Raw genomic sequence first — 22489 nt, forward strand, 5'->3', positions numbered from 1 at the left:
TTTGAAAAGCGTTAGCAGCTATATAAAAAGAAGCGTCTTCAGAGCAGCTTGTGCTCCACCAGCTTCTTGCGCAGGGTATTGCGGTTCAGCCCCAGCCATTCGGCGGCGCGGGACTGGTTGTGGTCGGCCTGGCTCATCACCACTTCCAGCAGCGGTTTTTCCACCAGGCGCACGACCATGTCGTACACGCCGTCGGGTGTCTCGCCGTCCAGATCGTGAAAGTAGCTCTGCAGGCTTTCGCGCACGCATTGCTCAATGCTGTTGTTCTTGCTCATATGTCCATTCCATCGGCAGCGGATCCGCGTCGTCGCGTGCGGGAGGCAGCCGATCCATTTGTGCGCCCAGGACGCCAAAGTAGTCAGCCACCGCCTGCCACTGCGCCGTGCAGTCCTCAATGGTGTTGATGTGTTGCCTGAAGGCCTCGCCGCCGGGCAGGTCGCGCACATACCAGGCGATATGCTTGCGTGCGCTGCGCACGCCGCTGGCCTGGCCATACAGGCCATAGTGGTCCTGCAGGTGCTCCAGCAGCAGGCGCCGCACCTCGGCCACCAGCGGCGGCGCCAGCGGCTCGCCCGTGGCCAGGTAATGGGCGATCTCGCGGAAGATCCACGGCCGGCCCTGGGCCGCGCGGCCGATCATGATGGCGTCGGCCCCGGTGTGCGCGAGCACCGCGCGCGCCTTGCGGGGCGAGGTGATATCGCCATTGGCCACCACCGGCACGCGCACCGCGGCCTTCACGGCGGCGATGGTCTCGTACTCGGCCTGGCCCTTGTACCCCTGCTCGCGCGTGCGGCCGTGCACGGTGAGCATCTGCACGCCCACGTCCTCGAACTGGCGTGCCAGCTGCACGGCATTTTTGTGCTGCTGGCACCAGCCGGTGCGCATCTTCAACGTCACCGGCACGCCGCGCGGCGCGCAGGCCGCCACCACGGCCGCGGCGATCTGCACCGCCAGGGCCTCGTTCTGCATCAACGCCGAGCCGGCCCATTTGTTGCACACCTTCTTGGCCGGGCAGCCCATGTTGATGTCGATGATCTGGGCGCCGCGGGCTATGTTGTAGAGCGCCGCCTCGGCCATCATGGCCGCGTCGGTGCCGGCGATCTGCACGGCGATGGGTCCGGGCTCGCCTTCGTGGTTGGCGCGGCGGCTGGTCTTCAGGCTGTCCCACAGGTCGCGGCGCGAGGTGACCATCTCACTGACCGCGTAGCCCGCGCCCAGGCGCTTGCACAGCTGGCGGAACGGCCGGTCCGTCACCCCCGCCATGGGGGCGACGAACAAACGGTTCGCCAGGGGGATATGGCCTATGTGCATGGGGCGGATGCGGTCGCAGGGGGAGTGGGGGTGAGGGGCAAGATTTTACCTGCTCAAAATTTCAGCAAATGAAATGGCGCCACGGCCGGCTCGCGGCCTGCGGCGTGCAAGCCTCTACACTCGCAGCCCTGCCATGGAAATCTGGATGCAACAACTGCTGGACCTGCTGGCCTTGCCGCAGTTCGGCCTCAGCACGGTCTTCATCGTGGCCTTTGTCTCGGCCACGCTGCTGCCAATGGGTTCGGAGCCGGCGGTGTTCGGCCTGGTGCAGCTCAACCCCGCGCTGTTCTGGCCCGCCGTGCTCGTGGCCACGGCCGGCAACACGCTGGGCGGCGCCGTGAGCTGGTGGATGGGGCTGGGCGCCCACCGCGCCTGGGACGCCGCGCGCCGCCACCGCGGCAACGGCCATGCGGCCACGGCCAGGCCCGCGCGCGAACTGACACGCGCCGAGCGCCGCGTGCGCGTGTGGCTGCGCAAATGGGGGCCGAAGACCTGCCTGCTCGCATGGCTGCCCGTGGTGGGCGACCCGCTGTGCTCGGTGGCCGGCTGGCTGCACCTGCCCTTCTGGCCCTGCCTGGTGTACATGGCCATCGGCAAGTTCTTCCGCTATCTGATCATGACCACCACCCTGCTGCACCTCGTGCCGGGCGACTGGACGCGCTGGCTGCACGGCTGACTCCCGGGCGGAGCGCAGGCGCTAGGCCGGAGCACTCCATAGTCCGAGCATCTCCCGCAGCAGCGGCGGCACGGGCTCGCGGCGGTGCACCACCCCAAGGTGCGCCAGCGCAAAGGCCGTGCGGTCCACCTCCATGTCCAGCATGCAGACCCCCGCGGATGCGCGCGCGTGGCTCAGCCCGGGCACGATGCTGCGCGGCGCCAGCACCACGGCCTGGGGCTGGCCGAGCAACCCCTGCAGCACCGGCAGCGACACGGTGGACACGGGAAACCACTGCGCCCGGGGCAGTTGCGCCAACACCTCGCGCTCGAAGATGTCGCGCACGGCAATGCTGGTCGTGGGCAGCACCCAGCGTGCATCGGCCAGCGCGGCCAGCGGTACGTGGGCGGCCGCGGCCAGGGGGTGGGTGCCGGCGGCGACGAACACCGCCTCGTCGGCCAGCAGCGGCGCGAAGGCAAAGCTCTCGGGCAGCAACGCGGGCCGGCGGCAGAACACGGCGTCCAGCCCGCCGCCGATCAACAGCGACAGCAGCCGCGCGCCCTCGTCCTCCTGCACATCGACATGCACCTGGGGCCGCAGCGCATAAAAGCGCGCCAACAGCGGCGCGAGGATGGAGTACGCGGCCGCCGGTATGGCGCCCAGGCGCAGGGCCGCCGAGGCGCCCAGGCGGATGGCGGCCAGCGTTTCCGACGCATCCTCCAGCTCGTGCATCACGCCGCGCGCCGCATCGATCAGCGCCTGGCCGGCCTGCGTCGGGCGGATGCCGCGCGCATGGCGCTCGAACAGCCGCATGTCCAGCACGCGCTCGAGCTCGGCCAGCGCCTGTGTGGCCGCGGACTGGCTCATGTCCAGATAGGCTGCCGCCTTCCCGATGGAGCCGCATTGCTGCAGCGCCAGCAGCAGCTGCAGCTGGCGCAGGCGCACATGCTTGGCGAGCCGCGAGAACAAAACCCGGCCTTCCGGGAAGCTATTGGATTCGTGCATAGGTCCCGTGCTGCGTGGTGGGATATCGAGCGACAGCGGGAGTATGCAGCCATCGGAATCGCTTATGGGTCACCCTAAAAACGGTGTGCCCCGGCAGCCCGATTTTTCTATAGTCGCCCACCCATGCGGTGCGTTGTACGAGAGGCCAAGGCGCACGCATTTCTCCCAGTTTCGCGCCTCTACGTCTGAACCCCAAGGACACCCACCATGCGCACCAGCCGCACCCATGCCAGCCGCCTGAGCCTCAAGGCCATGGCCATCGCCACCCTGACTGCCGCCGCCGCCCTAGCGCTGCCCCATGGCGTGCATGCGGCCGACGCCTACCCGAGCAAGCCCGTCAAGCTGGTCGTGCCGTTTGCCGCCGGCGGCTCCACCGACATCGTGGCCCGCGTGCTGGCCGAGGGCATGCGCACCACGCTGGGTCAGCCCGTCGTGGTGGACAACAAGGCCGGCGCGGGCGGCCTGATCGGCACCGAGGCCGTGGCCCAGGCCGCGGCCGATGGCTACACCGTCGGCATGGCCACGGTGAGCACCATGACCATCAACCCGCTGCTGTACACGCGCGCCGCGGGCCTGGGCGCCAAGCTCACCCCGGTGGCCAACCTAGTCACCATGCCCTCGGTGTACATGGTGCACCCCAGCCTGGGCGTGAACAGCTTCGACGCCTTCGTGGCCAAGGCCAAGGCACAGCCGGGCAAGATCAGTGGCGCCGTACCCGGCCCGGGAACGTTGGGCCACCTGATGCTGGCGTCGTTCAACGAAACCCTGAAGACCGACATCCTGATCGTGCCCTACCGCGGCAACGGTCCCGCCCTCAACGACGCGCTGGCCGGCATGGTGCAGGTCATGCCCGACCAGTTGCCCTCGTCCATGGCCCACATCAAGAGCGGCAAGCTTATCCCGATCGCGCTGTCCGCCAACGCCCGGTCGGCGGAACTGCCCAACGTGCCCACCTTCAAGGAACTGGGCTACAACGAGCTGAACCAGCTGGGCATCAGCTGGTTCGGCATCGTCGTGCCCAAGAACACACCCGCTGCCATCGTCAAGCAGCTGCAGGAGGCCGCCGTCAAGGCAGCGCACCTGCCCGATGTGCAAAAGCGTCTCAAGACCCTGGGTGCCGCGCCCACCGACATGGATCAAGGCCAGTTTGCGGCCCAGATCACGGCACAGACGCAGCGCCACAAGATCCTGCTGGACAAGGCCGGCGTGAAGCCCGAGTGAGCGGGAGGGCCCATGGAACAGCTGCAGGAATTCTTCAGGCGCGAGACGCCGCGCATGACCGCGCTGGCCGACCAGATCTGGTCGCTGGCCGAGCTGCGCTACGCCGAGACGGCCTCGGCCCGGCTGCACATGGATGCACTGGCCGGCTCGGGCTTTCGCATCACGCGCGATGTGGCCGGCATCCCCACGGCCTTCATGGCCGAATGGGGCGAGACCGGCCCGGTGATCGCCTTCCTGGGCGAATACGACGCGCTGTCGGGCCTGAACCAGCAAAGCGGGGCCCTGGTGTGCACGCCCTCGGTCGATAGCCCCGGCCTGGCGGGCCACGGCTGCGGCCACCACCTGCTGGGCACCTCGGCGCATTTCGCGGCCATCGCGCTGCAGGCGCACCTGCAGGCCGGCGGCGGCCAGGCGCGCGTGCGCTACTACGGCTGCCCGGCCGAGGAAGGCGGCTCCGGCAAGACCTTCATGGCGCGCGCCGGCGTGTTCGACGACGTGGACGCGGCCCTGACCTGGCACCCGGGCAGCTTCACCGGCGTGTTCAGCCAGAGCACGCTGGCCAACATCCAGGCCAAGTTCATCTTCCACGGCAAGGCCTCGCACGCCGCCCACTCGCCGCACCTGGGGCGCAGCGCGCTGGATGCGGTGGAGCTCATGAACGTGGGCGTGAACTACCTGCGCGAGCACATGCCGTCCGACGCGCGCGTGCACTACGCCATCACCGACTCGGGCGGCCTCTCGCCCAACGTGGTGCAGGCGCGCGCCGAGGTGCTGTACCTGATCCGCGCGGCGCGCAACCACGAGGCCGCCGAGCTCTACGAGCGGGTGCAGAACGTGGCCCGCGGCGCCGCGCTGATGACCGACTGCAAAGTCGAGATCGTCTTCGACAAGGCCTGCTCCAACCTGCTGCAGAACCGCACGCTGAACCAGGTGCTCTACGCCAAGCTGCAGGCCGAGGGCGCGCTGACGGTGGACACCGGCGAGCAGGGCCAGGCCGGGCAATTCCAGGCCACGCTGAGCAAGAACGACATCGACGCCGTGAGCCGCCCGCTGGCCAGCGTGCTGCGCGGCCAGGTGCCGGCGGTGTTCGAGGGCGTGGCGCCGTACGACCCGGCCGCCGAAGAGATCCTGTTCGGCTCCACCGACGTGGCCGACGTGAGCTGGATCACGCCCACGGTCCAGGCCTGGGTGGCCTGCTACGCCTTCGGCACGCCCATGCACTCGTGGCAGATGGTGTCGCAGGGCCAGTCCGGCCTGGCCCACGCCGGCATGGTGCGCGCGGCCCGCGTGCTCACGGCCACGGCCATCGAACTGGTGCAGCGGCCCGAGCTGATCGCCCAGGCCCAGGCGGAGCTGCTGGAGCGGCGCCAGGGCAAGCCCTACGCATGCCCGATACCGGCGGACGTGCCACTGCCGTTTCTGCGCACCTGATACCAATTTGATAGCCGCCAACGCCCGCCAATCGGGCGTTACCTGGCATTTTCTTCAGGAAACAGGCCTGGCCATGCGCTGCCGCCACAGGCCCTCTGCGGAGTAGCACAGCAGCGCCGCCCAGATCAGGCCAAAGCCCACCAGGCGCGCGGGCGACGCCGTCTCGCCCAGCAGCCACACGCCCAGCACGAACTGCAGCATGGGCGAGATGTACTGCAGCAGCCCCAGCGTGGCCAGCGGAATGCGCCGCGCGCCGGCGGCAAACAGCAGCAGGGGCACGGCCGTGATCGGCCCCACGGCCAGCAGGCTGGCCAACAGGCCCGGGCCCGCATGGGGCCAGGCTGCCTGGCCCGTGCTGCCCGTCCATGCCAGATAGCCCAGTGCCAAGGGCAGCAGCAGGGCCGTCTCCAGCGACAGGCCCTCCAGCGCCCCCAGCGGCGCCGTCTTGCGCAGCAGGCCGTAGAAGCCAAAGCTCAGGGCCAGCGCCAGCGCCGCCCAGGGCAGGCGCCCGGTCTGCCAGGTAAGCCAGGCCACGCCCGCCGCCGCCAGGGCAACCGCCAGCCACTGGCCTGGCCGAGGCCGCTCGCGCAGGAACACCGTGCCCAGCGCCACGCTCACCAACGGCAGCATGAAGTAGCCCAGGCTGGATTCCAGCACCTGGCCATTGGTCACGGCCCAGACGTACACCAGCCAGTTGCCGGCCAGCAGCAGCGCCGACAGCGCGAACACCCCCAGCACGCGCGGCTGCCGCGCCAGCGGCCGCAGCCAGGCGAGCTGGCGCCGCGCGAGCAGCACGCCCGCCAGGAACACCAGCGACCACAGCGTGCGGTGCGCAATGATCTCCACCGGCGACACGGCCGCGAGCAGCTGGAAATACAGCGGGAACAGCCCCCAGGCGATGTAGGCGAGGGTGGCGTAGGCAATGCCTGGATGCATACGGAGAAATGGCTAGGAACGGATGGAAACGGAAGCCGACGCCCGTGGATGCGCGGGCGCTGAGCTGGAGGCGGGTTGACCGCGATCGGCGCGCGCTCGACGGCCGCTGCAGGCATCATGGCGCACGGATGGCGATGCGCGCGCCATCGGTCAGCGTGGCTGGCGGGTATACCACGACCTGATCGCCGGCTTGCAGCCCCTCCTTGACCCAGGCGTGCGTGTTGCCACGGGCCTCCAGCACCACCGGCACGCGGCGCGCGCGCCCCTCCCGCACCACGAACACGGCCATGCCCGGCGCGTCACCGGTGGGCGCCGCCGCGCTGGCAGCGGCCTGCGCGCCCTGCCAGGGGAACAGCGCGCTCAGCGGCGCCAGCAAGACATCGTCGGCCTGGCGCGTGAGCACGCGCACCACCACGCGGTAGCCGTCGCCCAGGGCGGCCCATTGCGCGCCGGGGCCGACCAGGTCGATGAGCACGTTCACGCGCTGCTCCTCCACGCCCAGCGCCGAGACCTTGGTGAACGCGCCGGGCTCCACGCTGCGCACGCGCCCGTGCAGCACGCCGGGGCCGCCCCAGCGCTCGATGCGCACGGGCGCCCCGGGGCGGGCCTGCAGGGCGTCGGTGGTCAGCAGCGGCGCCACCACTTCCAGCCGGCTGGTGTCGCCCAGCTCCAGCAGCAACGCGCCCAGCGCCACCTGGCCCTCGCTGACCTGGGGCACGCGCAGCACGCGGCCCGACACGGGTGCGAGCACCTCGAACGCCGCGGACGCACCGGCACCGGCGGGACGGCGCACCAGTGCCAGCGCGGCGCGGGCCTGGGCGGCATCGAAGCGCGCGGCCTGCTGCTCTTGCCGCGCGGCGTCGGCGTCGGCCTGCGCGGCGCGCACGGCCAGGCGCTCTGCATCGAGCCGCGTGGGCGCCACAAAGCCCTGCTGCGCCAGGGGCTCGCTGCGGCGCAGGTCATTCGTGGCCTGGGCCAACGCCACCTGGCTGCGTTCCAGGCGCGCCCCCGCCGCCTGCACCCGGGCCTGCGCCGCTTCCACGCGGGCCTGCTGTTCGCGCAGGCCGCGCTCGTCCAGCAGCGCGGGCAGCGCCGGCGTGATCCGGGCCAGCACATCGCCCGCCTGCACCCTGTCGCCCTCGCGCAGGGCTATGCGCTCCAGGCGCCCTGCCAGCGGGGCCGAGACGCCGTAGCGCTCGCGCAGCCGGGTCCTGGCGTCTTCATCGATGCCGGCCTCGAAATAGCCCTGCGCCACCGTGGCCACCTCGACGCCGGTGGGCCGGGGCGCAAATGCCCAGGCCAGCAGCGCGGCCAGCGCCAGCGCCGTGGCGCCGCCATAGATCCATGTCTTTTTCTGCATTGCGCTCCCTTGCCTATTCGCGCGTCTTGAGCGCGGCCACCATGTCCAGCCGGTCGATCCGCCGGCGCACCACCAGCGCGCTGGCCAGCCCCGCCGCCACCACGCACAGCCCGGCCCAGGCATAGGTGCGCGGGCGAATCACCACCGGGAACAGGAACTGGTCGTTCTTGAGCAGGTCCACCACCAGGTGCGTCAGCCCCCAGCCCAGCGCCATGCCCAGCGGCAGCGCGATGGCGATGCCGATGGCCAGCTCGCCCAAGAGCAGCGCCGAGACCTCGCCGCGCGAAAAGCCCAGCACGCGCAGGCTGGCCAGCTCCCAGGTACGCTCGGCCAGCGCGATGCGCGCGTTGTTGTAGACCACGCCCACGGCGATCACCGCCGCGAACAGCGTCAGGATGGTGCTCATGATGCGCACGTTGCGCGCGCTCACGTCCTGCATGTTGCGCAGCAGCGTGGCCTTGCTGAAGGCGCCCGCCACGCGCGGCAGGGCCTTGGTGGCCTGCAAGAAGCGCGCCTCGGAGCCGGGCTCCAGCGCCACGGCGAACTGCGAGGCCAGGTCGCCCTCCTGCAACCAGCGGTTGAGCGTGCCGCGCTGCACGTAAGCGTTCAGGCCCATCATCTCGCGCACGGTGGCCTGCACCGGCACCTGCAGGCTGCGCTGGCGCCCCTCGAGCACTTCCAGCAGCACCATGTCGCCCACGCGGATGCCCAGCTTGTCGGCCAGGCGGTCGGTCAGCAGCAGGCCCGCGGCCGGCGCCGGGTTCTGGCGCCCGTCCACGTCGATGGTGCGCTGCAGCTGCGCGTGCGGCTCCACCCCTTGCAGGCCCACGCGCTCGCTGCGCTGGCCCGCGCTCAGGCGCACGGCCACGGTGCGCGAGGGCTCGACCCCGGTCACGCCCGGCAGGCGCGCCAGCTGCAGCGCGGCCAGCGCATCGACCGGCTCGGCCATCCAGACGTTGACGTCGCTGCGCATGGCCAGGTGGAAGGCGCTGTCGACGATGTGGTCGATGGCATCGCGGAAGAAGTTGCCCATGACGACGATGGCCACCGCCGCCGCCGTGCCGCCGATGGTGAGCGTGGTGCGCAGCGGGCGCCGCTCCATGTTGCGCAGCACCATGCGCAGGCTCGCCGGAAGGCCGTGCACACCCAGGCGCTCGAGCAGCGTACGCCGGTAGCGGCCGGGCGCGGGCGGGCGCATGGCCTCGGCCGGGGCCAGGCGCACCGTGGCGCCCACGGCGCCGAGCGTGCCCAGCAGCGCCGTCGCGCCGGTGGCGCCCGCGCCCACCAGCACCAGCCAGGGCGCGATGCGGTGCTCGAACACCGGAAAGCGAAAGAACTCCGCATACAGCCCCGTCAGCAGCGTGCCCAGCCAGTCGCCCAGGGCCACGCCCAGCGCCAGCCCCGCCAGCACGATCAGCGCCACCAGCTGGAGGTAATGCGCGGCGATGGCCGCGTTGGCATAGCCCAGCGCCTTGAGCGCGGCGATCTGCTCGCGCTGCGTGGCCACCAGGCGCGACAGCACCACGTGCAGCAAAAACGCCGCCACGGCCAGAAAGATGGCGGGCAGCACCGTGCCCATCACGCGCTGCTCCTTGATCTCGTTGTCCAGCATGGCGTGCGAGGCCTGGTCGGCGCGGCCATGCACATCCCGCCCGCCGTAGGGCGCCAGCAGGCGCGAAAGGCCATCGAGCACGGCGCTCTCGCTGCCCTGCGGCGCCAGCTTGACGGCCACATGGTTGAACGCGCCCTGCATGTCGTAGGCGGCGGCCAGCGCCTCGCGGTCCACCCAGAACACGCCAAAGCCACGCATGTCGGGCATGCCGGCCAGGCCGGCAAAAATGAACTCGGGCGACAGCGCCGTGCCCACGATGCGCAGCGTGCGGCGCTTGCCGTTGACCAGCGCCACCAGTTCGTCGCCCGGGTGCAGGCCGCGCACGCTGGCAAAGCCGTCCGACACCAGCGCATCGATGGCCGTGTCGCTGCGCCCCTGCCCCGCGCCGGCCGGCGCCAGCGCGCGGCCGCTGCGCACCGTGACCCGGTTCATGCGCGGCGGCTGGCGCAGGTCCACGCCGATGAGCTGGCCCAAGATGGGGTCGGCCAGCCCGGCGATCTCCACGCGCACCACCTGCTCCACCGTGACCTGCACATCGGCCACGCCGGGCACGGCGCGCAGCACCTCGGCCAGCGCCAGCGGCGCGCGCTTGACCACCGCAAAGACATCGGCAAAGTGGCCCTGGGCATAGAAGCGCTCGCGCGCCAGCGCCAGCGAGTCCACCGCCGACAGGCTGGTGATGAAGCCCCCGAGGCCGCTGGCCACCACCAGCGCGATCGTCAGCGCCTGGCTCCAGAGCCGGCGCAGGTCGCGCAGCAGCTTGCGGTCGAGGGCTTTCATCTTTTTTTGCCGCCGGGCTGCATCACCACGACAGCTCCGACGGCGAGAGCCGCCGCGCATTGCGTTCGGTGCGCGCGATAGTGCCGTCGGCCAGGTAGACCACGCGGTCGGCCATGGCGGCGATGGCGGCGTTGTGCGTGATGACCACGGCCGTCGTGCCCAGCTCGGCGTTGATGCGCGCGATCACCTCCAGCACCCTCTTGCCGGTCTGGTAGTCGAGTGCGCCCGTGGGCTCGTCGCACAGCAGCACCTCGGGGCGCTTGACGATGGCGCGCGCAATCGCCACGCGCTGCTGCTCGCCGCCCGAGAGCTGGGAGGGGAAATGGTGCTGGCGCGCGGTGAGCCCGACGAGCGCGATGGCTTCGTCGATCGGCATGGGGTGCGCCGCGATGTCGGTCACCAGCGCCAGGTTCTCGCGCACCGTGAGGCTGGGAATGAGGTTGTAGAACTGGAACACGAAGCCCACATGCTCGCGCCGGTAGGCCGTCAGCTCGGCCTCGCTGGCGCCGCTCAGGCGGTGCTCGGCAAACCAGACCTCGCCCGTGGTGGGCACGTCCAGCCCGCCCAGGATGTTCAGCAGCGTGGACTTGCCGCTGCCCGAGGCGCCCAGCAGCACGATGAACTCGCCGCGCCAGATGTCCAGGTCCACGCCGTGCAGCGCACGCACCTCGACCTCGCCGGTGCGATAGGTCTTGCACAGGCCCCGGGCGCGAAATACCACCGGCGCACTGTCGGCAAGCGCCTGTACGGGTACCGGCACGGGATCGAGGGAATGGGCCATGGGCTGGGGTGACGCAAAAACCCCAGTGTGGCGCAGCCGGGGCGCGCGTCAACCGGCGCAGCCCTGCAGCCCTCGCCGGCCGCCCGGTTGAGCCCAGGCCAGAAACTATTTAATTTATAGCTTTTAACGCTTACCAGATAAGCGCTGGAGCCGAAAAACGCTGATTAGCGACATGCCTCAGGCCAAGCCGCCGGCTCTCAGCCCCGCCCTCTCCCAGAGGGAGAGGAAGTAAAACCGGCGCGGCCGATCGCCCTCGCCCCTTTTGAGGGGCCTCTGCGGCATGTACGACAGTCAGACGTTGAACAAGAAATTCATCACGTCGCCATCCTTGACGACATATTCCTTGCCCTCGGCGCGCATCTTGCCCGCGTCCTTGGCGCCCTGCTCGCCCTTGTACTGGATGAAGTCGTCGAAGGCGATGGTCTGCGCGCGGATGAAGCCGCGCTCGAAGTCGCCGTGGATCACGCCGGCCGCCTGGGGCGCGGTGTCGCCGACGTGGATGGTCCAGGCGCGCACCTCCTTCACCCCGGCGGTGAAATAGGTCTGCAGGCCCAGCAGCTTGAAGCCGGCGCGGATCAGGCGGTTCAGGCCCGGCTCCTCCAGGCCCATTTCCTCAAGGAACATGTCGCGGTCCTCGTCGCTCATCTCGGCCATCTCGGCCTCGATCTTGGCGCAGATGGCGACCACGGGCGCGTTCTGCGCGGCGGCGTATTCCTTCAGGCGGTCGAGCAGCGGGTTGTTCTCGAAGCCGTCCTCGGCCACGTTGGCGACGAACATCGCGGGCTTGGCCGTGATCAGGCAGAACTGCTTGAGCAGCGGCGCGTCCTCCTTGGCCACCGGCACGCTGCGCGCGGGCTTGCCCTCGTTGAGCGCGGCCTGGATGGGCGTGAGCACTGCAACCAGCTTGGCCGCTTCCTTGTCGTTGCCGCTCTTGGCGGCCTTGCTGTAGCGGTTCAGCGCCTTCTCGACGGTGGCCAGGTCGGCCAGGCAAAGCTCGGTCTGGATGACCTCGATGTCGGAGATCGGGTCCACGCGGCCGGCGACGTGGATCACGTTCGGGTCCTCGAAGCAGCGCACCACGTTGACGATGGCGTCGGTCTCGCGGATATGGGCCAGGAACTGGTTGCCCAGGCCCTCGCCCTTGCTCGCGCCGGCCACCAGGCCGGCGATGTCCACGAACTCGACAATGGCGGGCACGGTGCGCTCGGGCTTGACGACCTCGGCCAGCTGGGCCAGGCGCGGATCGGGCACCTCGACCACGCCGGTGTTCGGCTCGATGGTGCAGAAGGGATAGTTCTCGGCGGCGATGCCGGCCTTGGTGAGGGCGTTGAAAAGAGTGGACTTGCCCACGTTGGGCAGGCCCACGATGCCGCATTGCAGGCTCATGGCAGGGCTTTCGTAAGATCGGGAGACAAACCGGCCATTTTAAGAGCCCCGGCAAATCCTGCCCATTGGCGGCCATCGCCGGTGCGACGGCTGCGCCGACCATCGCACCGCCAGGGCCGGCGGCAGCCTCCCTACAATTCGCCCATGGCGCAGACTTTTGACGTATGTATCCGCGGTGCGGGCGTGGTGGGCCGCACCCTGGCTCTTTTACTGGCGCGCGAGCGCCTGCGCGTGGCCCTGGTCACGCCACCGGCGGGCACGCAGGCCGCGCCCGACGTGCGCGCCTACGCGCTCAACGCCGCCTCGCGCGCGCTGCTCGAGTCCGTGCGCGGCTGGCCCGACGCACAGCACGCCACAGCCCTATTGCAGATGCAGGTGCATGCCGACCAGGACGGCATGGTGCGCTTTGATGCCGCGCAGCAGGGCTGCGAGGCGCTGGCCTGGATCGTGCATGTCCCCGCGCTGGAGGAGCGCCTGCAGGATGCCGTGCGCTTTCAGCCACTGGTGGAGCAACTCACGGAGCCCGTGGCCGCGCCGCTCACCGTGGTCTGCGAGGGCCGCGCCAGCCGCACGCGCGCCGAGTTCGGCGTGGAGTTCGACGTCACCCCCTACGCCCAGCACGCCATCGCCACGCGCCTGGCCTGCGAGCGGCCGCATGGCCAGGTGGCGCGCCAGTGGTTTTTGCCCGATGGCAGCATCCTGGCCTTTCTGCCGCTCGATGGCGCGCAGGGGAACTCCGTGGCCGTGGTGTGGTCTGTTCCACAGGAGCGGGCCGCAGATTGGCTGCAGGCCGATGCGCAGGAGTTCACGCAGCATCTGCGCGAGGCCAGCCGCGACAGCCTGGGCGCGCTGCAGCAGCTAGGCCCGCGCGCCAGCTGGCCGCTGCAACAGGCGCAGGCACGCCACTGGTGCGGCGCGCTGCCGGACCAGGGCGGCATGAGCTGGGCGCTGGCCGGCGACGCGGCGCACAACGTGCATCCGCTGGCGGGCCAGGGCCTGAACCTGGGGCTGGGCGATGCGCGCGTGCTGGCGCGGGTGCTGCACGAGCGCGCCGTCTGGCGCGGCGTGGGCGACCTGCGCCTGCTGCGCAGCTATGAGCGCGAACGCAAGGCCGCACTGCTGCCCATGGGCATGACCATGGACGGCCTGCAACAGCTGTTCACGCGGCGCGAGGGCGCGCTGGCCGCGCTGCGCAACTGGGGCATGAAGGGCTTCGAGCACAGCGGCCCGCTGAAGGCCTGGGTGGCGCGCCGGGCCATGGGCACCGATTGACCGCATGCGGCGACGCACACCAGAGATGAAAGAACGGAAGCACGCAATGAAACTTGTCCCCACCCTGCTGGCCTCGGCCACCCTGTGCCTGGGCCTGAACGCAGCGGCGCAAGAGGCGGCGATACGCAAGACCCTGGCCGAGCGCATTCCGCAGCTGCAGCAGATCGACGAGGTGCGCACCACGCCCATGAAGGGGCTGTACGAGGTGCGCATGGGCACGGACCTGTTCTACACCGACGCCCAGGGCAACTACCTGATCCAGGGCGAGCTGATCGACACCAAGGCCAGGCGCAATCTGACCGAGGACCGCCTGAACAAGCTCACCGCCGTGGACTTCAAGGCCCTGCCGCTGCAGGACGCCTTCACCATCGTGCACGGCAAGGGCGAGCGCAAGCTGGCCGTGTTCGAGGACCCGAACTGCGGCTACTGCAAGCGCTTCGAGCGCGACATGCAGAACGTGGACAACGTGACGGTGTACCTGTTCCTCTACCCCATCCTCAGCCCCGACTCGGCCGAGAAATCGCGCAACATCTGGTGCGCCAAGGACCGCGCCGGCGCCTGGTCGGACTACATGCTGCGCGACAAGGCCCCGGCCGCCGCAACCTGCGACACGGCCGCGCTGCAGCGCAACCTGGCCTTCGGGCGCAAGCACAAGATCACCGGCACGCCCACGCTGATCTTTGCCGACGGCTCGCGCGTGCCCGGCGCCATCGGCGCGCAGGACCTGGAAAAGCGCCTGACCGCAGCCACGGCCGACAGGTAAGGGCCTGCCGCACGCCAGCTGCCGCTCCTGATATATGAGCTGCCTGCGCTTATCAATAGATTGATTTCAATATTTTCAATGTTGAAATCAACGTGCGGCAAGCGTTAGCAGCTATTTTTTTGATACTGCCGTCCGCATTCTCCATGCCCTCCTCTGCGCCCTCCTCTGCGCCCGCCACACCCCCGGTCCACTACCGCATCGACCCCACGCAAACCCACGCGCGCCTGTACCAGGTCACGCTCACGGTGGCCGCGCCCGCGGCGCGGCAGGAGCTGTCGCTGCCGGTGTGGATCCCGGGCAGCTACCTGGTGCGCGAGTTTTCCAAGAACCTGCAGTCGCTGCGCGCGCGCCAGGGCGGCGCCGAGCTGCCGCTCGCGCAACTGGACAAGCACCGCTGGCTGGCAGCGTGCCAAAGCGACACCCCCCTGGTGCTGACCTACGAAGTCGCGGCCTACGACAATTCGGTGCGCACGGCCTGGCTGGACGGCACGCGCGGCTTCTTCAACGCCACCAGCCTGTGCCTGCGCGTGCACGGCCAGGAGGATGCGCCGCACGGCCTCGAAGTGCTGCGTCCCCCGGCCCTGGCCGGCTGGTCGCTGGCCACGGGGCTGGCGCCCGTGCAGGCGGACGCCGCGGGCTTCGGCAGCTACATCGCGCACGACTACGACGAGCTGGCCGACTGCCCCGTGGAGATGGGCCCGCTGTGGAGCACGCAATTTGTCGCCTACGGCGTGCCGCACCGGCTGGTGGTGGCGGGCGCCGCGCCATCGTTTGACGGCGAACGCCTGGCGCGCGACATGCAGCGCATCTGCGAAGAGGCCATCCGCTTCTGGCACGGCACGGAGCCGCCGCCGTTCAACGGCTACCTGTTCATGCTCAACGCGGTGCACGACGGCTACGGCGGCCTGGAGCACCGCAACTCCACGGCCCTGATCTGCAGCCGGCGCGACCTGCCGCGCCTGGGCCAGAGCGACAAGGACATTTTGGCCAGCGAGGGCTACACCACCCTGCTCGGCCTCATCAGCCACGAATACTTCCACGCCTGGAACGTCAAGCGCCTGCGCCCGGCCGAGTTCGCGCGCTACGACTACGCGCAAGAAAACTACACAGAACTGCTGTGGTTCTTCGAAGGCTTCACCAGCTACTACGACGACCTGCTGCTGCGCCGCGCCGGCCTGATCGACCACGCCACCTACCTGAAGCTGCTGACCAAGACCATGAACCAGGTGCTGCAGACGCCGGGACGCCTGGTGCAGTCGGTGGCCCAGGCCAGCTTCGACGCCTGGGTCAAGTACTACCGCCAGAACGAGAACACGCCCAACGCCACGGTGAGCTACTACACCAAGGGCTCGCTCGTGGCCCTGTGCCTGGACCTGGCGCTGCGCCGGGGCGGCCGCTGCACGCTCGACGACGTGATGCGCGCGCTGTGGCGGCGCACCGGCGGCGGCCCCATGGCCGAGGCCGACGTGCTCGCCGTGCTGCAGGAGCTCTCGGGCCGCGACTGGTCGACCGAGATCGCGCAATGGGTACACGGCACCGCGGAGCTGCCGCTGGCCGAACTGCTCGCCGCGCACGGCATCACCGTGCAGGCCGAACCCGCGCAGGCCGCCCAGCGCCTGGGCCTGCGCGTGGCCGAGAACGGCGGCGTGCAAATCAAAACCGTGCTGCGCGGCGGCGCGGCCGAGGCTGCCGGCTTCATGGCCGGCGACGAATGGCTGGGCCTGGAGGCGCAGGGCCAGGCCTGGCGCCTGCTCAAGCTCGACGAGCTGGCCCTGTACGCGGGCAGCGGCGCCGTGAACACCGAAGTCACGGCCCTGGTGGCCCGCGACCGGCGCCTGCTGCGCCTGCCGCTCACCCTGCCGGCCACGGGTCCGGCGGCCGACACGGTGCGCCTGGACGTGCAGGACGCCGCCGTGGCGCAGCGCTGGCTTGGGGTCGCCAACCCAGCGCCGGCGGCGGCTTGAGGTTGGTTATAGTCATCGGGTTTGACTTCACAACACACTGGAGATCACCTTGGCCTACGAATGCATTGAAGTCCGCACCGAGGCGGACAAGGTCGGCGTCATCACGCTCAACCGCCCCAAGCAGCTCAACGCCCTGAACGGCCAGCTCATGGACGAGCTGGGCGCGGCGCTCAAGGCCTTCGACGCCGACGAGAAGATTGGCTGCATCATCGTCACCGGCAGCGAAAAGGCCTTCGCCGCCGGCGCCGACATCGGCGCCATGGCCAAGTACAGCTTTGCCGACGCCTACAAGGGCGACTACATCACGCGCAACTGGGAAACCATCCGCACCATCCGCAAGCCCGTGATTGCCGCCGTCAGCGGCTTTGCCCTGGGCGGCGGCTGCGAGCTGGCCATGATGTGCGACTTCATCATCGCCGCCGACAACGCCAGGTTCGGCCAGCCCGAGATCAAGCTCGGCGTCATCCCCGGCGCCGGCGGCACCCAGCGCCTGCCGCGCGCCGTGGGCAAGTCCAAGGCCATGGACATGGCCCTCACCGCGCGCATGATGGACGCCACCGAGGCCGAGCGCGCCGGCCTGGTCAGCCGCGTCGTGCCGCTCGACAAACTCATGGAGGAAGCCCTGGGCGCCGCCATCATCATCAGCGGCTTCTCGCAGATCGCCGTCATGGCGGCCAAGGAGTCGGTGAACCGCGCCTTCGAGGGCACATTGAGCGACGGCGTGATGTTCGAACGCCGCCTGTTCCACGCCCTGTTCGCCACCCAGGACCAGAAGGAAGGCATGGACGCCTTCGTGAACAAGCGCGCCGCGGTTTTCACGCACCAGTGATTTTTTTGTTCTATAATTTGTGGCTTCGGTGGTATAGCTCAGTTGGTTAGAGCGCAGCATTCATAATGCTGATGTCCCAGGTTCAAGTCCCGGTACCACCACCAAACAAGAAAAACCCGCAGTGCCACAGGCGCTGTGGGTTTTTTGCTTGTGCCTCATCAGTAGCCCCTGGATACACACCATGCAACGCTGCACCTATCTGCCGGCCATGGCGCTTGCCGCCATGCTGGCCCTGCCCCTGGCCGCCCAGGCGCAACAGGCGCCCACGCCCGCCGGCCAGCGCTACTTCCCCGAGGCCGCGCTGCGCGGCCAGCTGACCATCACCAACAGCGCCGAGGCACGCCTGAACAACCAGGCCGTGCGCCTGGCGCCGGGCCTGCGCATCTTCAACCCGCAGAACGCCCTGGTGTTTGCCCACAGCCTGATCAACCAGCCTTTGAGAGTGAACTACGTCATCGAAGCCAGCACCGGCATGCTGCTGACGGCCTGGATCCTCTCCGAGGACGAAGCCAGGCAGCCGCGCAAGGGCAGCGACACCGTACAGACCAACATCCGCACCGAGTCGGACACCCCGAAAACCACACGCTAAGGGCCAGGCCATGACGAAAAAAGTCTTCATCAAAACCTTTGGCTGCCAGATGAACGAGTACGACTCGGCCAAGATGGCCGACGTGCTCGGCGCCGCCCAGGACTACCAGAGCACCGACAACCCCGAGGAGGCCGACCTGATCCTCTTCAACACCTGCTCGGTGCGCGAGAAGGCGCAGGAGAAGGTCTTCAGCGACCTGGGCCGCGTCAAGCACCTGAAGGAAAAGGGCGTACTCATCGGCGTGGGCGGCTGCGTAGCCAGCCAGGAGGGCGCGGAGATCATCAAGCGCGCGCCCTTCGTGGACGTGGTCTTCGGCCCGCAGACCCTGCACCGCCTGCCCGAACTGCTGAACGCCCGCCAGAAACAGCACAAGCCGCAGGTAGACATCAGCTTCCCCGAGATCGAGAAGTTCGACCACCTGCCGCCCGCGCGCGTCGAGGGGGCCAGCGCGTTTGTGTCGATCATGGAAGGCTGCAGCAAATACTGCAGCTACTGCGTCGTGCCCTACACCCGCGGCGAAGAGGTCAGCCGCCCGTTCGAGGATGTGCTGGTGGAAGTCGCCGGCCTGGCCGACCAAGGCGTGAAGGAGGTCACGCTGCTGGGCCAGAACGTCAACGCCTACCTGGGCGCCATGGGCGACACGGCGGAGAAGGCCGACTTCGCCCTGCTGCTCGAATACGTGGCCGAGATCCCGGGCATAGAGCGCATCCGCTACACCACCAGCCACCCGAACGAATTCACGCCGCGGCTGATCGCGGCCTACGAAACGATCCCCAAGCTGGTCAGCCACCTGCACCTGCCCGTGCAGCACGGCAGCGACCGCATCCTGATGGCCATGAAGCGCGGCTACACCGCTATGGAATACAAGAGCACGGTGCGCAAGCTGCGCGCCATCCGCCCCGACATGGCGATGAGCAGCGACTTCATCGTCGGCTTCCCCGGCGAGACCGAGGAAGACTTCCAGAAGATGATGAAGCTGATTGCCGACGTGCGCTTCGACAACTCTTTTAGCTTCATCTTCAGCCCCCGCCCCGGCACGCCCGCCGCCAACCTGGCGGACGACACGCCGCACGAGGTCAAGCTGCGCCGCCTGCAGGAGCTGCAGGCCGTCATCAACCGCAACATCCAGGAGATCAGCCAGGAGCGCGTGGGCACGGTGCAGCGCCTGCTGGTGGAGGGCGTGTCCAAGCGCGACGGCAGCGAGCTGATGGGCCGCACCGAGTGCAACCGCGTCGTCAACTTCCCCGGCGATGCGCGCCTCATCGGCCAGATGGCGGACGTGAGGATCACCGAGGCCCGCACCTACACGCTGCGCGGCGAGGTGGTGACGGCAGGCGCTACGGCCTGACGATTAGAAAGCTTCTGCGCAGCCTGTTGCCGAATTCAAAATCCATAGCTGATAGCGCAGGTGTAACAAGGGCTTGACCCTGATTTGACCAAGTTAATTGGAATCTGACCCCCATTAACTCTGGTCAGCATGACTAGATTCATAGAGCCCAAAACCCCGCAACCGAAGCGTGCAGCCCCGGCACCGGGGCACTGGCTGCTTCAGGATGCCAAGGCGCGTTTAAGCGAGTTGGTGCGGCGTGTCCACAGCGACGGGCCGCAGCATGTCACCGTGCATGGGCGAGATGAAGTCGTCGCCATTGCGGCAGAAGACTTCCGGCGTTTGCAAGGAGAGCGCACGGGCAAGGCGCTGGTAAATGTCCTCCAAGCCTCGCCTTGCCGGGACATTGAGCTTGCGCTGGCACCGTCCGTGACCGCACCTGTCCGGGATGTGGAACTGTGAAAGGCTTTTTGCTCGACACCAACATCCTGTCCGAGCTACGGCGTCCTCGCCCGGAGCCCCAGGTAGTTGCTTTCGTCAGTGCGCAACCGCTGGAAAGTCTCTTCGTCAGCTCCGTGACCTTTGCTGAAATCCGTTTCGACATCGAGCGGATCGAAGACCTTCACAAACGCTCCGTCCTCACGGATTGGCTGAATCTTGAACTGCGCCCGATGTTTGAAAACCGGGTGCTTCCGGTCAGCGAAGATGTCATGTTCAGGTGGCGGCTGCTCGTGAAGGAAGGGCGCAAAACGGGACATACGTTCCCGCAGCCCGATCTCATCATCGCCGCCACGGCATTGCACTATGGCCTATCTGTCGTGACCCGCGATACAGGCGGCCATGACAAGACTGCTGTTTCATTGGTCAATCCTTGGCGGCTTTAGCCAGGCTCTTAAATTGGAATACGACCCCATTTTTACCGATTTAATTGAAATCTGCTTCCTATTAATCAAAGGAATCAAACGGCAAGTAGCCCAGAGGTTCGGCAGATTTCCGATCCAAAAGCAGAGTCCAAACCACGGCATTTCGACCTTGCAGGGGTAAACACACAAAATCGGCAACGGTCTTCCCCAATGTTTGCGCGCTCTCTTCGATTTGATTTTTATACTGTGGCATCTGCTCTATCAACTGAGTGAGCGGCCGTGCCGCATGCAAGATGGCTTGGCGCCCCTTCTCGTAGTCTTGCCATAATTCTGGTCGCGCCGAAAGCGGCACACCACCGATAGCCGCCATGGTCATCTCCACACTTTCATCGGCCCGCATTGGCCGCAGTGAAAGCAAAGTGGGACCGGTCCATGGCAACACACGCAAGCCGGGCGGTGCTTTAAGCAACAAATCGTCTGGAACCTCCAGCGCCGACACCACGCGAAAGCGGTCGTACTCAAAAACGGTATGAACGGGGCGTGCTACGGCCATCGTCCAAAGGCCATACAAAAGCGCACCCAACTGCAACACTCCAATGACGCTGAAATCAAGCATTTTTTCGTTTCGCGATTTATCCCGGTTATAGACAATCAGAGTAATTAGTGGCCCCAATACCACATCCACCTGCACGAGCAGCAAAAACAGTTCACGCCCGCCGAAGATTTGACGATAGGGATATGGATACCACAGCCCGAAAACCAACCATGCTGCCAGTCCGGCTACCACCAGACTCGTGCACAGGTGTATGGCACAAGCCTTTATTTTGTCTAGGTACGCTTTTTTTTGCATTTACTCTGCGCCTTTGCCATGCAGGCTTCCTCAACGAATCCGATGCAAACCAGCAGCAAAAAAGGCGGCACATGGCCGCCTTTTCGGGTTTAACCCCAGCTTCTATCAGGTGGTGGACTTGCAGGAACCCGGCAGGTACTTCAGCGGCATCCCCTTAGCACTTGCAGGGCCGCACTTCCACTCGGTGATGGTCGAACCCCCACCTGTCTTTCCAACAAGTGCAGCATTGCCGACATAAGGCACCATGGAAATTGAATTCGCAGCGTTTGTAATATCACCCTTAAGGTTGGTTTCATTTCCAACCACCGTGATGACACCATTGGCGTCAGCACTGCCAGAAGCAACCATCTTGGTCGGAGTCACCGAGCACGAAGCCGCCAGCGCCGCCTCGACATCCGCGCCCGGAGCGTTTTGTACGGTGTCAGTGATGGAGGTGCGGCAAGAAGACGCCGCGAGAATCACTTCAGACACACGGCCACGCACCGTGTAATCTTGATAAGCTGGCAGTGCCACGGCCGCCAAAATACCAATGATCGCCACGACGATCATCAGTTCGATCAGGGTAAAACCTTTTTGCAGATTTGCTTTCATTTGAAATCCCTCCGTTGAGAAAAACAGGCACCGGGCCTGGGTAAAGAACTCAATGCAAGCGGCGTGCCAACCCCAAAACCACGCAGAAGCGGCAAGAAACATCGCCTTGTCGTCGTAACACATGGACACCCAAAGTTACGTCGCTGCCATATGGCGACACTTAGGTACTGCTTGTCGCACGCTTGGCGCGACACGGGCACCGTGGCCGGTGGGGCCCATAAAATCGGCACATGCCTGCACACCCTCCCGCCCCCTGCATCAGCCTGAACACCGCCGCCGTCCTGACGGGGCGCAGCATTCGCACCTGGCAGCGGCGCATCGAGGAGGGGCTGGTGCCGCGCCTGGGCGACGAGCGCGGGCGGGCGCTGGTGGCGTTCGAGGCGGTGCGGCCGGCGCTGGCGCTGGCGCTGGACGAGTCAGAGGTGGACATGCTGGTGCGCGCCGACCAGGGCGAGGCCGGGCCCCAGGCCGAGGTGGGCGCGCTGTTTGCGCTGACGGCCTTGCGCGAGGCGCAGGGGGCCGCGCCTGCCGCCCCGGGCGGGGCGGGCAGCGTGATGCCGGCGCTTTACTTTCTGACGCGCTCCGCCGAGCAGGGCGAGGCCGACGCCATGCACTGGCTGGGCCTGCTGCACGCCGCCGGGCTGGGCGATGCGGGCGGCGGCGACGCCCAGACCCTGATGTGGGTGGCCAAGGCCGCGGCCCATGGACATGCGATTGCGGCGCAGCAGGTGGCAGCGCTGTTGCCGGGTGCGGGTGACGGCAAGTTTGAACAGCAAAATTAATAGCTGTTTGCGCTTGATAAATAAGGCTTAGTGCCGCATTTTTCTTATATTTTGGCAACGCTTGCGCGGATCGCGGCGCTGGCGGCTTTGCCCCTTTGCGGGGGCTGGCGTTTGCACATATCGCCCTTGGCTGGCGGGCTACCCCGACCTACAGAGCCGGGAGACGGCCGGAATGGGACCG

22 protein-coding genes and 1 tRNA gene are annotated in these 22489 nt (G+C 67.7%); 13 read left to right on the forward strand and 10 right to left on the reverse strand.

Annotated features, from left to right (window positions below; all coding sequences use genetic code 11):
* Positions 1-38: 38 nt before the first annotated feature.
* Together P7644_RS16650 and dusB are read right to left on the reverse strand one after the other, a co-directional pair.
* A complete protein-coding gene (locus P7644_RS16650) occupies positions 39-275 on the reverse strand; it encodes a Fis family transcriptional regulator (RefSeq protein ID WP_404300354.1) in 237 nt (78 codons plus the stop codon).
* Positions 253-1311 carry a tRNA dihydrouridine synthase DusB gene (dusB, locus tag P7644_RS16655; protein ID WP_404300355.1) on the reverse strand — a complete coding sequence of 353 codons (1059 nt, stop codon included), beginning with the start codon at positions 1309-1311 and terminating at the stop codon, positions 253-255. Before dusB ends, P7644_RS16650 begins: the two co-directional genes overlap by 23 nt.
* A gap of 145 nt (positions 1312-1456) precedes the next feature.
* Between dusB and P7644_RS16660 the strand changes: the two genes are divergently transcribed.
* Positions 1457-1987: a YqaA family protein gene (locus P7644_RS16660; protein WP_404303235.1), complete on the forward strand. Its 531-nt coding sequence runs from the start codon at positions 1457-1459 to the stop codon at positions 1985-1987.
* Positions 1988-2008: 21 nt separating this feature from the next.
* Here the strand turns inward: P7644_RS16660 and P7644_RS16665 are convergent, their stop codons facing one another.
* Positions 2009-2971, reverse strand: a complete 963-nt coding sequence (locus P7644_RS16665) for a LysR family transcriptional regulator (RefSeq protein WP_404300356.1) — start codon at positions 2969-2971, stop codon at positions 2009-2011.
* A 252-nt stretch (positions 2972-3223) separates the two neighbouring features.
* Between P7644_RS16665 and P7644_RS16670 the strand changes: the two genes are divergently transcribed.
* Positions 3224-4192, forward strand: coding sequence for a tripartite tricarboxylate transporter substrate binding protein BugE (locus P7644_RS16670; RefSeq protein WP_404303236.1), 969 nt, complete (start codon positions 3224-3226; stop codon positions 4190-4192).
* A 12-nt stretch (positions 4193-4204) separates the two neighbouring features.
* Positions 4205-5623 (forward strand): M20 family metallopeptidase, encoded by a 1419-nt coding sequence (locus P7644_RS16675; RefSeq protein WP_404300357.1) that lies wholly within the window; start codon positions 4205-4207, stop codon positions 5621-5623.
* Positions 5624-5677: 54 nt separating this feature from the next.
* Here P7644_RS16675 and rarD read toward each other — a convergent pair whose 3' ends face one another.
* The 5 genes from rarD to ychF form a co-directional block, all read right to left on the reverse strand.
* The gene (gene rarD / locus P7644_RS16680) at positions 5678-6559 is read right to left on the reverse strand and encodes an EamA family transporter RarD (RefSeq protein ID WP_404300358.1); all 882 of its coding nucleotides are present in this window, start codon (positions 6557-6559) and stop codon (positions 5678-5680) included.
* A gap of 115 nt (positions 6560-6674) precedes the next feature.
* The gene (locus tag P7644_RS16685; protein WP_404300359.1) at positions 6675-7919 is read right to left on the reverse strand and encodes an efflux RND transporter periplasmic adaptor subunit; all 1245 of its coding nucleotides are present in this window, start codon (positions 7917-7919) and stop codon (positions 6675-6677) included.
* A 13-nt stretch (positions 7920-7932) separates the two neighbouring features.
* Positions 7933-10311 carry an ABC transporter permease gene (locus tag P7644_RS16690; RefSeq protein ID WP_404300360.1) on the reverse strand — a complete coding sequence of 793 codons (2379 nt, stop codon included), beginning with the start codon at positions 10309-10311 and terminating at the stop codon, positions 7933-7935.
* A 22-nt stretch (positions 10312-10333) separates the two neighbouring features.
* Positions 10334-11092, reverse strand: coding sequence for an ABC transporter ATP-binding protein (locus P7644_RS16695; RefSeq protein WP_404300361.1), 759 nt, complete (start codon positions 11090-11092; stop codon positions 10334-10336).
* A gap of 291 nt (positions 11093-11383) precedes the next feature.
* Positions 11384-12478 carry a redox-regulated ATPase YchF gene (ychF, locus tag P7644_RS16700; protein WP_404300362.1) on the reverse strand — a complete coding sequence of 365 codons (1095 nt, stop codon included), beginning with the start codon at positions 12476-12478 and terminating at the stop codon, positions 11384-11386.
* A 144-nt stretch (positions 12479-12622) separates the two neighbouring features.
* Between ychF and P7644_RS16705 the strand changes: the two genes are divergently transcribed.
* From P7644_RS16705 to P7644_RS16745, 9 genes are all read left to right on the forward strand, one after another.
* Positions 12623-13750 (forward strand): FAD-dependent monooxygenase, encoded by a 1128-nt coding sequence (locus P7644_RS16705; protein WP_404300363.1) that lies wholly within the window; start codon positions 12623-12625, stop codon positions 13748-13750.
* A 46-nt stretch (positions 13751-13796) separates the two neighbouring features.
* Entirely contained in the window at positions 13797-14513 is a 717-nt protein-coding gene (locus P7644_RS16710; protein WP_404300364.1) for a DsbC family protein, read from the forward strand.
* A gap of 143 nt (positions 14514-14656) precedes the next feature.
* Positions 14657-16477 carry a M61 family metallopeptidase gene (locus tag P7644_RS16715; protein WP_404300366.1) on the forward strand — a complete coding sequence of 607 codons (1821 nt, stop codon included), beginning with the start codon at positions 14657-14659 and terminating at the stop codon, positions 16475-16477.
* A 49-nt stretch (positions 16478-16526) separates the two neighbouring features.
* Positions 16527-17306: an enoyl-CoA hydratase gene (locus P7644_RS16720; protein WP_404300367.1), complete on the forward strand. Its 780-nt coding sequence runs from the start codon at positions 16527-16529 to the stop codon at positions 17304-17306.
* A gap of 27 nt (positions 17307-17333) precedes the next feature.
* Positions 17334-17410 (forward strand) — tRNA-Met (locus P7644_RS16725).
* A gap of 77 nt (positions 17411-17487) precedes the next feature.
* Positions 17488-17895, forward strand: coding sequence for a hypothetical protein (locus P7644_RS16730; protein ID WP_404300368.1), 408 nt, complete (start codon positions 17488-17490; stop codon positions 17893-17895).
* 10 nt (positions 17896-17905) lie between these two features.
* Positions 17906-19243, forward strand: coding sequence for a tRNA (N6-isopentenyl adenosine(37)-C2)-methylthiotransferase MiaB (miaB, locus tag P7644_RS16735; protein ID WP_404300369.1), 1338 nt, complete (start codon positions 17906-17908; stop codon positions 19241-19243).
* Between the two features lie 129 nt (positions 19244-19372).
* Positions 19373-19684 (forward strand): type II toxin-antitoxin system Phd/YefM family antitoxin, encoded by a 312-nt coding sequence (locus P7644_RS16740; protein ID WP_404300370.1) that lies wholly within the window; start codon positions 19373-19375, stop codon positions 19682-19684.
* Positions 19685-19692: 8 nt separating this feature from the next.
* Positions 19693-20106, forward strand: a complete 414-nt coding sequence (locus P7644_RS16745; protein WP_404300371.1) for a type II toxin-antitoxin system VapC family toxin — start codon at positions 19693-19695, stop codon at positions 20104-20106.
* Positions 20107-20167: 61 nt separating this feature from the next.
* Here P7644_RS16745 and tfpZ read toward each other — a convergent pair whose 3' ends face one another.
* Both tfpZ and P7644_RS16755 read right to left on the reverse strand, forming a co-directional pair.
* Positions 20168-20935, reverse strand: a complete 768-nt coding sequence (gene tfpZ, locus P7644_RS16750) for a TfpX/TfpZ family type IV pilin accessory protein (RefSeq protein WP_404300372.1) — start codon at positions 20933-20935, stop codon at positions 20168-20170.
* 105 nt (positions 20936-21040) lie between these two features.
* Entirely contained in the window at positions 21041-21526 is a 486-nt protein-coding gene (locus P7644_RS16755; protein ID WP_404303237.1) for a prepilin-type N-terminal cleavage/methylation domain-containing protein, read from the reverse strand.
* A gap of 230 nt (positions 21527-21756) precedes the next feature.
* Between P7644_RS16755 and P7644_RS16760 the strand changes: the two genes are divergently transcribed.
* Positions 21757-22308, forward strand: coding sequence for a hypothetical protein (locus P7644_RS16760; protein ID WP_404300373.1), 552 nt, complete (start codon positions 21757-21759; stop codon positions 22306-22308).
* The last annotated feature ends 181 nt before the right edge of the window (positions 22309-22489 follow it).

This window comes from Alicycliphilus denitrificans (genome assembly GCF_044792555.1).
Lineage (GTDB): Bacteria > Pseudomonadota > Gammaproteobacteria > Burkholderiales > Burkholderiaceae_C > Alicycliphilus > Alicycliphilus denitrificans_A.

What these genes read in the sequence shown, in the direction of transcription:
- P7644_RS16690 (WP_404300360.1), bottom strand. Translation starts at nt 10,311, where the DNA reads ATGAAAGCCCTCGACCGCAAGCTGCTGCGCGACCTGCGCCGGCTCTGG.
- ychF (WP_404300362.1), bottom strand. Translation starts at nt 12,478, where the DNA reads ATGAGCCTGCAATGCGGCATCGTGGGCCTGCCCAACGTGGGCAAGTCC.
- P7644_RS16665 (WP_404300356.1), bottom strand. Translation starts at nt 2,971, where the DNA reads ATGCACGAATCCAATAGCTTCCCGGAAGGCCGGGTTTTGTTCTCGCGG.
- P7644_RS16695 (WP_404300361.1), bottom strand. Translation starts at nt 11,092, where the DNA reads ATGGCCCATTCCCTCGATCCCGTGCCGGTACCCGTACAGGCGCTTGCC.
- P7644_RS16730 (WP_404300368.1), top strand. Translation starts at nt 17,488, where the DNA reads ATGCAACGCTGCACCTATCTGCCGGCCATGGCGCTTGCCGCCATGCTG.
- P7644_RS16755 (WP_404303237.1), bottom strand. Translation starts at nt 21,526, where the DNA reads ATGAAAGCAAATCTGCAAAAAGGTTTTACCCTGATCGAACTGATGATC.
- tfpZ (WP_404300372.1), bottom strand. Translation starts at nt 20,935, where the DNA reads ATGCAAAAAAAAGCGTACCTAGACAAAATAAAGGCTTGTGCCATACAC.
- P7644_RS16760 (WP_404300373.1), top strand. Translation starts at nt 21,757, where the DNA reads ATGCCTGCACACCCTCCCGCCCCCTGCATCAGCCTGAACACCGCCGCC.
- P7644_RS16715 (WP_404300366.1), top strand. Translation starts at nt 14,657, where the DNA reads ATGCCCTCCTCTGCGCCCTCCTCTGCGCCCGCCACACCCCCGGTCCAC.
- P7644_RS16710 (WP_404300364.1), top strand. Translation starts at nt 13,797, where the DNA reads ATGAAACTTGTCCCCACCCTGCTGGCCTCGGCCACCCTGTGCCTGGGC.
- P7644_RS16740 (WP_404300370.1), top strand. Translation starts at nt 19,373, where the DNA reads ATGACTAGATTCATAGAGCCCAAAACCCCGCAACCGAAGCGTGCAGCC.
- P7644_RS16685 (WP_404300359.1), bottom strand. Translation starts at nt 7,919, where the DNA reads ATGCAGAAAAAGACATGGATCTATGGCGGCGCCACGGCGCTGGCGCTG.
- P7644_RS16675 (WP_404300357.1), top strand. Translation starts at nt 4,205, where the DNA reads ATGGAACAGCTGCAGGAATTCTTCAGGCGCGAGACGCCGCGCATGACC.
- P7644_RS16705 (WP_404300363.1), top strand. Translation starts at nt 12,623, where the DNA reads ATGGCGCAGACTTTTGACGTATGTATCCGCGGTGCGGGCGTGGTGGGC.
- P7644_RS16660 (WP_404303235.1), top strand. Translation starts at nt 1,457, where the DNA reads ATGCAACAACTGCTGGACCTGCTGGCCTTGCCGCAGTTCGGCCTCAGC.
- rarD (WP_404300358.1), bottom strand. Translation starts at nt 6,559, where the DNA reads ATGCATCCAGGCATTGCCTACGCCACCCTCGCCTACATCGCCTGGGGG.
- dusB (WP_404300355.1), bottom strand. Translation starts at nt 1,311, where the DNA reads ATGCACATAGGCCATATCCCCCTGGCGAACCGTTTGTTCGTCGCCCCC.
- miaB (WP_404300369.1), top strand. Translation starts at nt 17,906, where the DNA reads ATGACGAAAAAAGTCTTCATCAAAACCTTTGGCTGCCAGATGAACGAG.
- P7644_RS16670 (WP_404303236.1), top strand. Translation starts at nt 3,224, where the DNA reads ATGGCCATCGCCACCCTGACTGCCGCCGCCGCCCTAGCGCTGCCCCAT.
- P7644_RS16650 (WP_404300354.1), bottom strand. Translation starts at nt 275, where the DNA reads ATGAGCAAGAACAACAGCATTGAGCAATGCGTGCGCGAAAGCCTGCAG.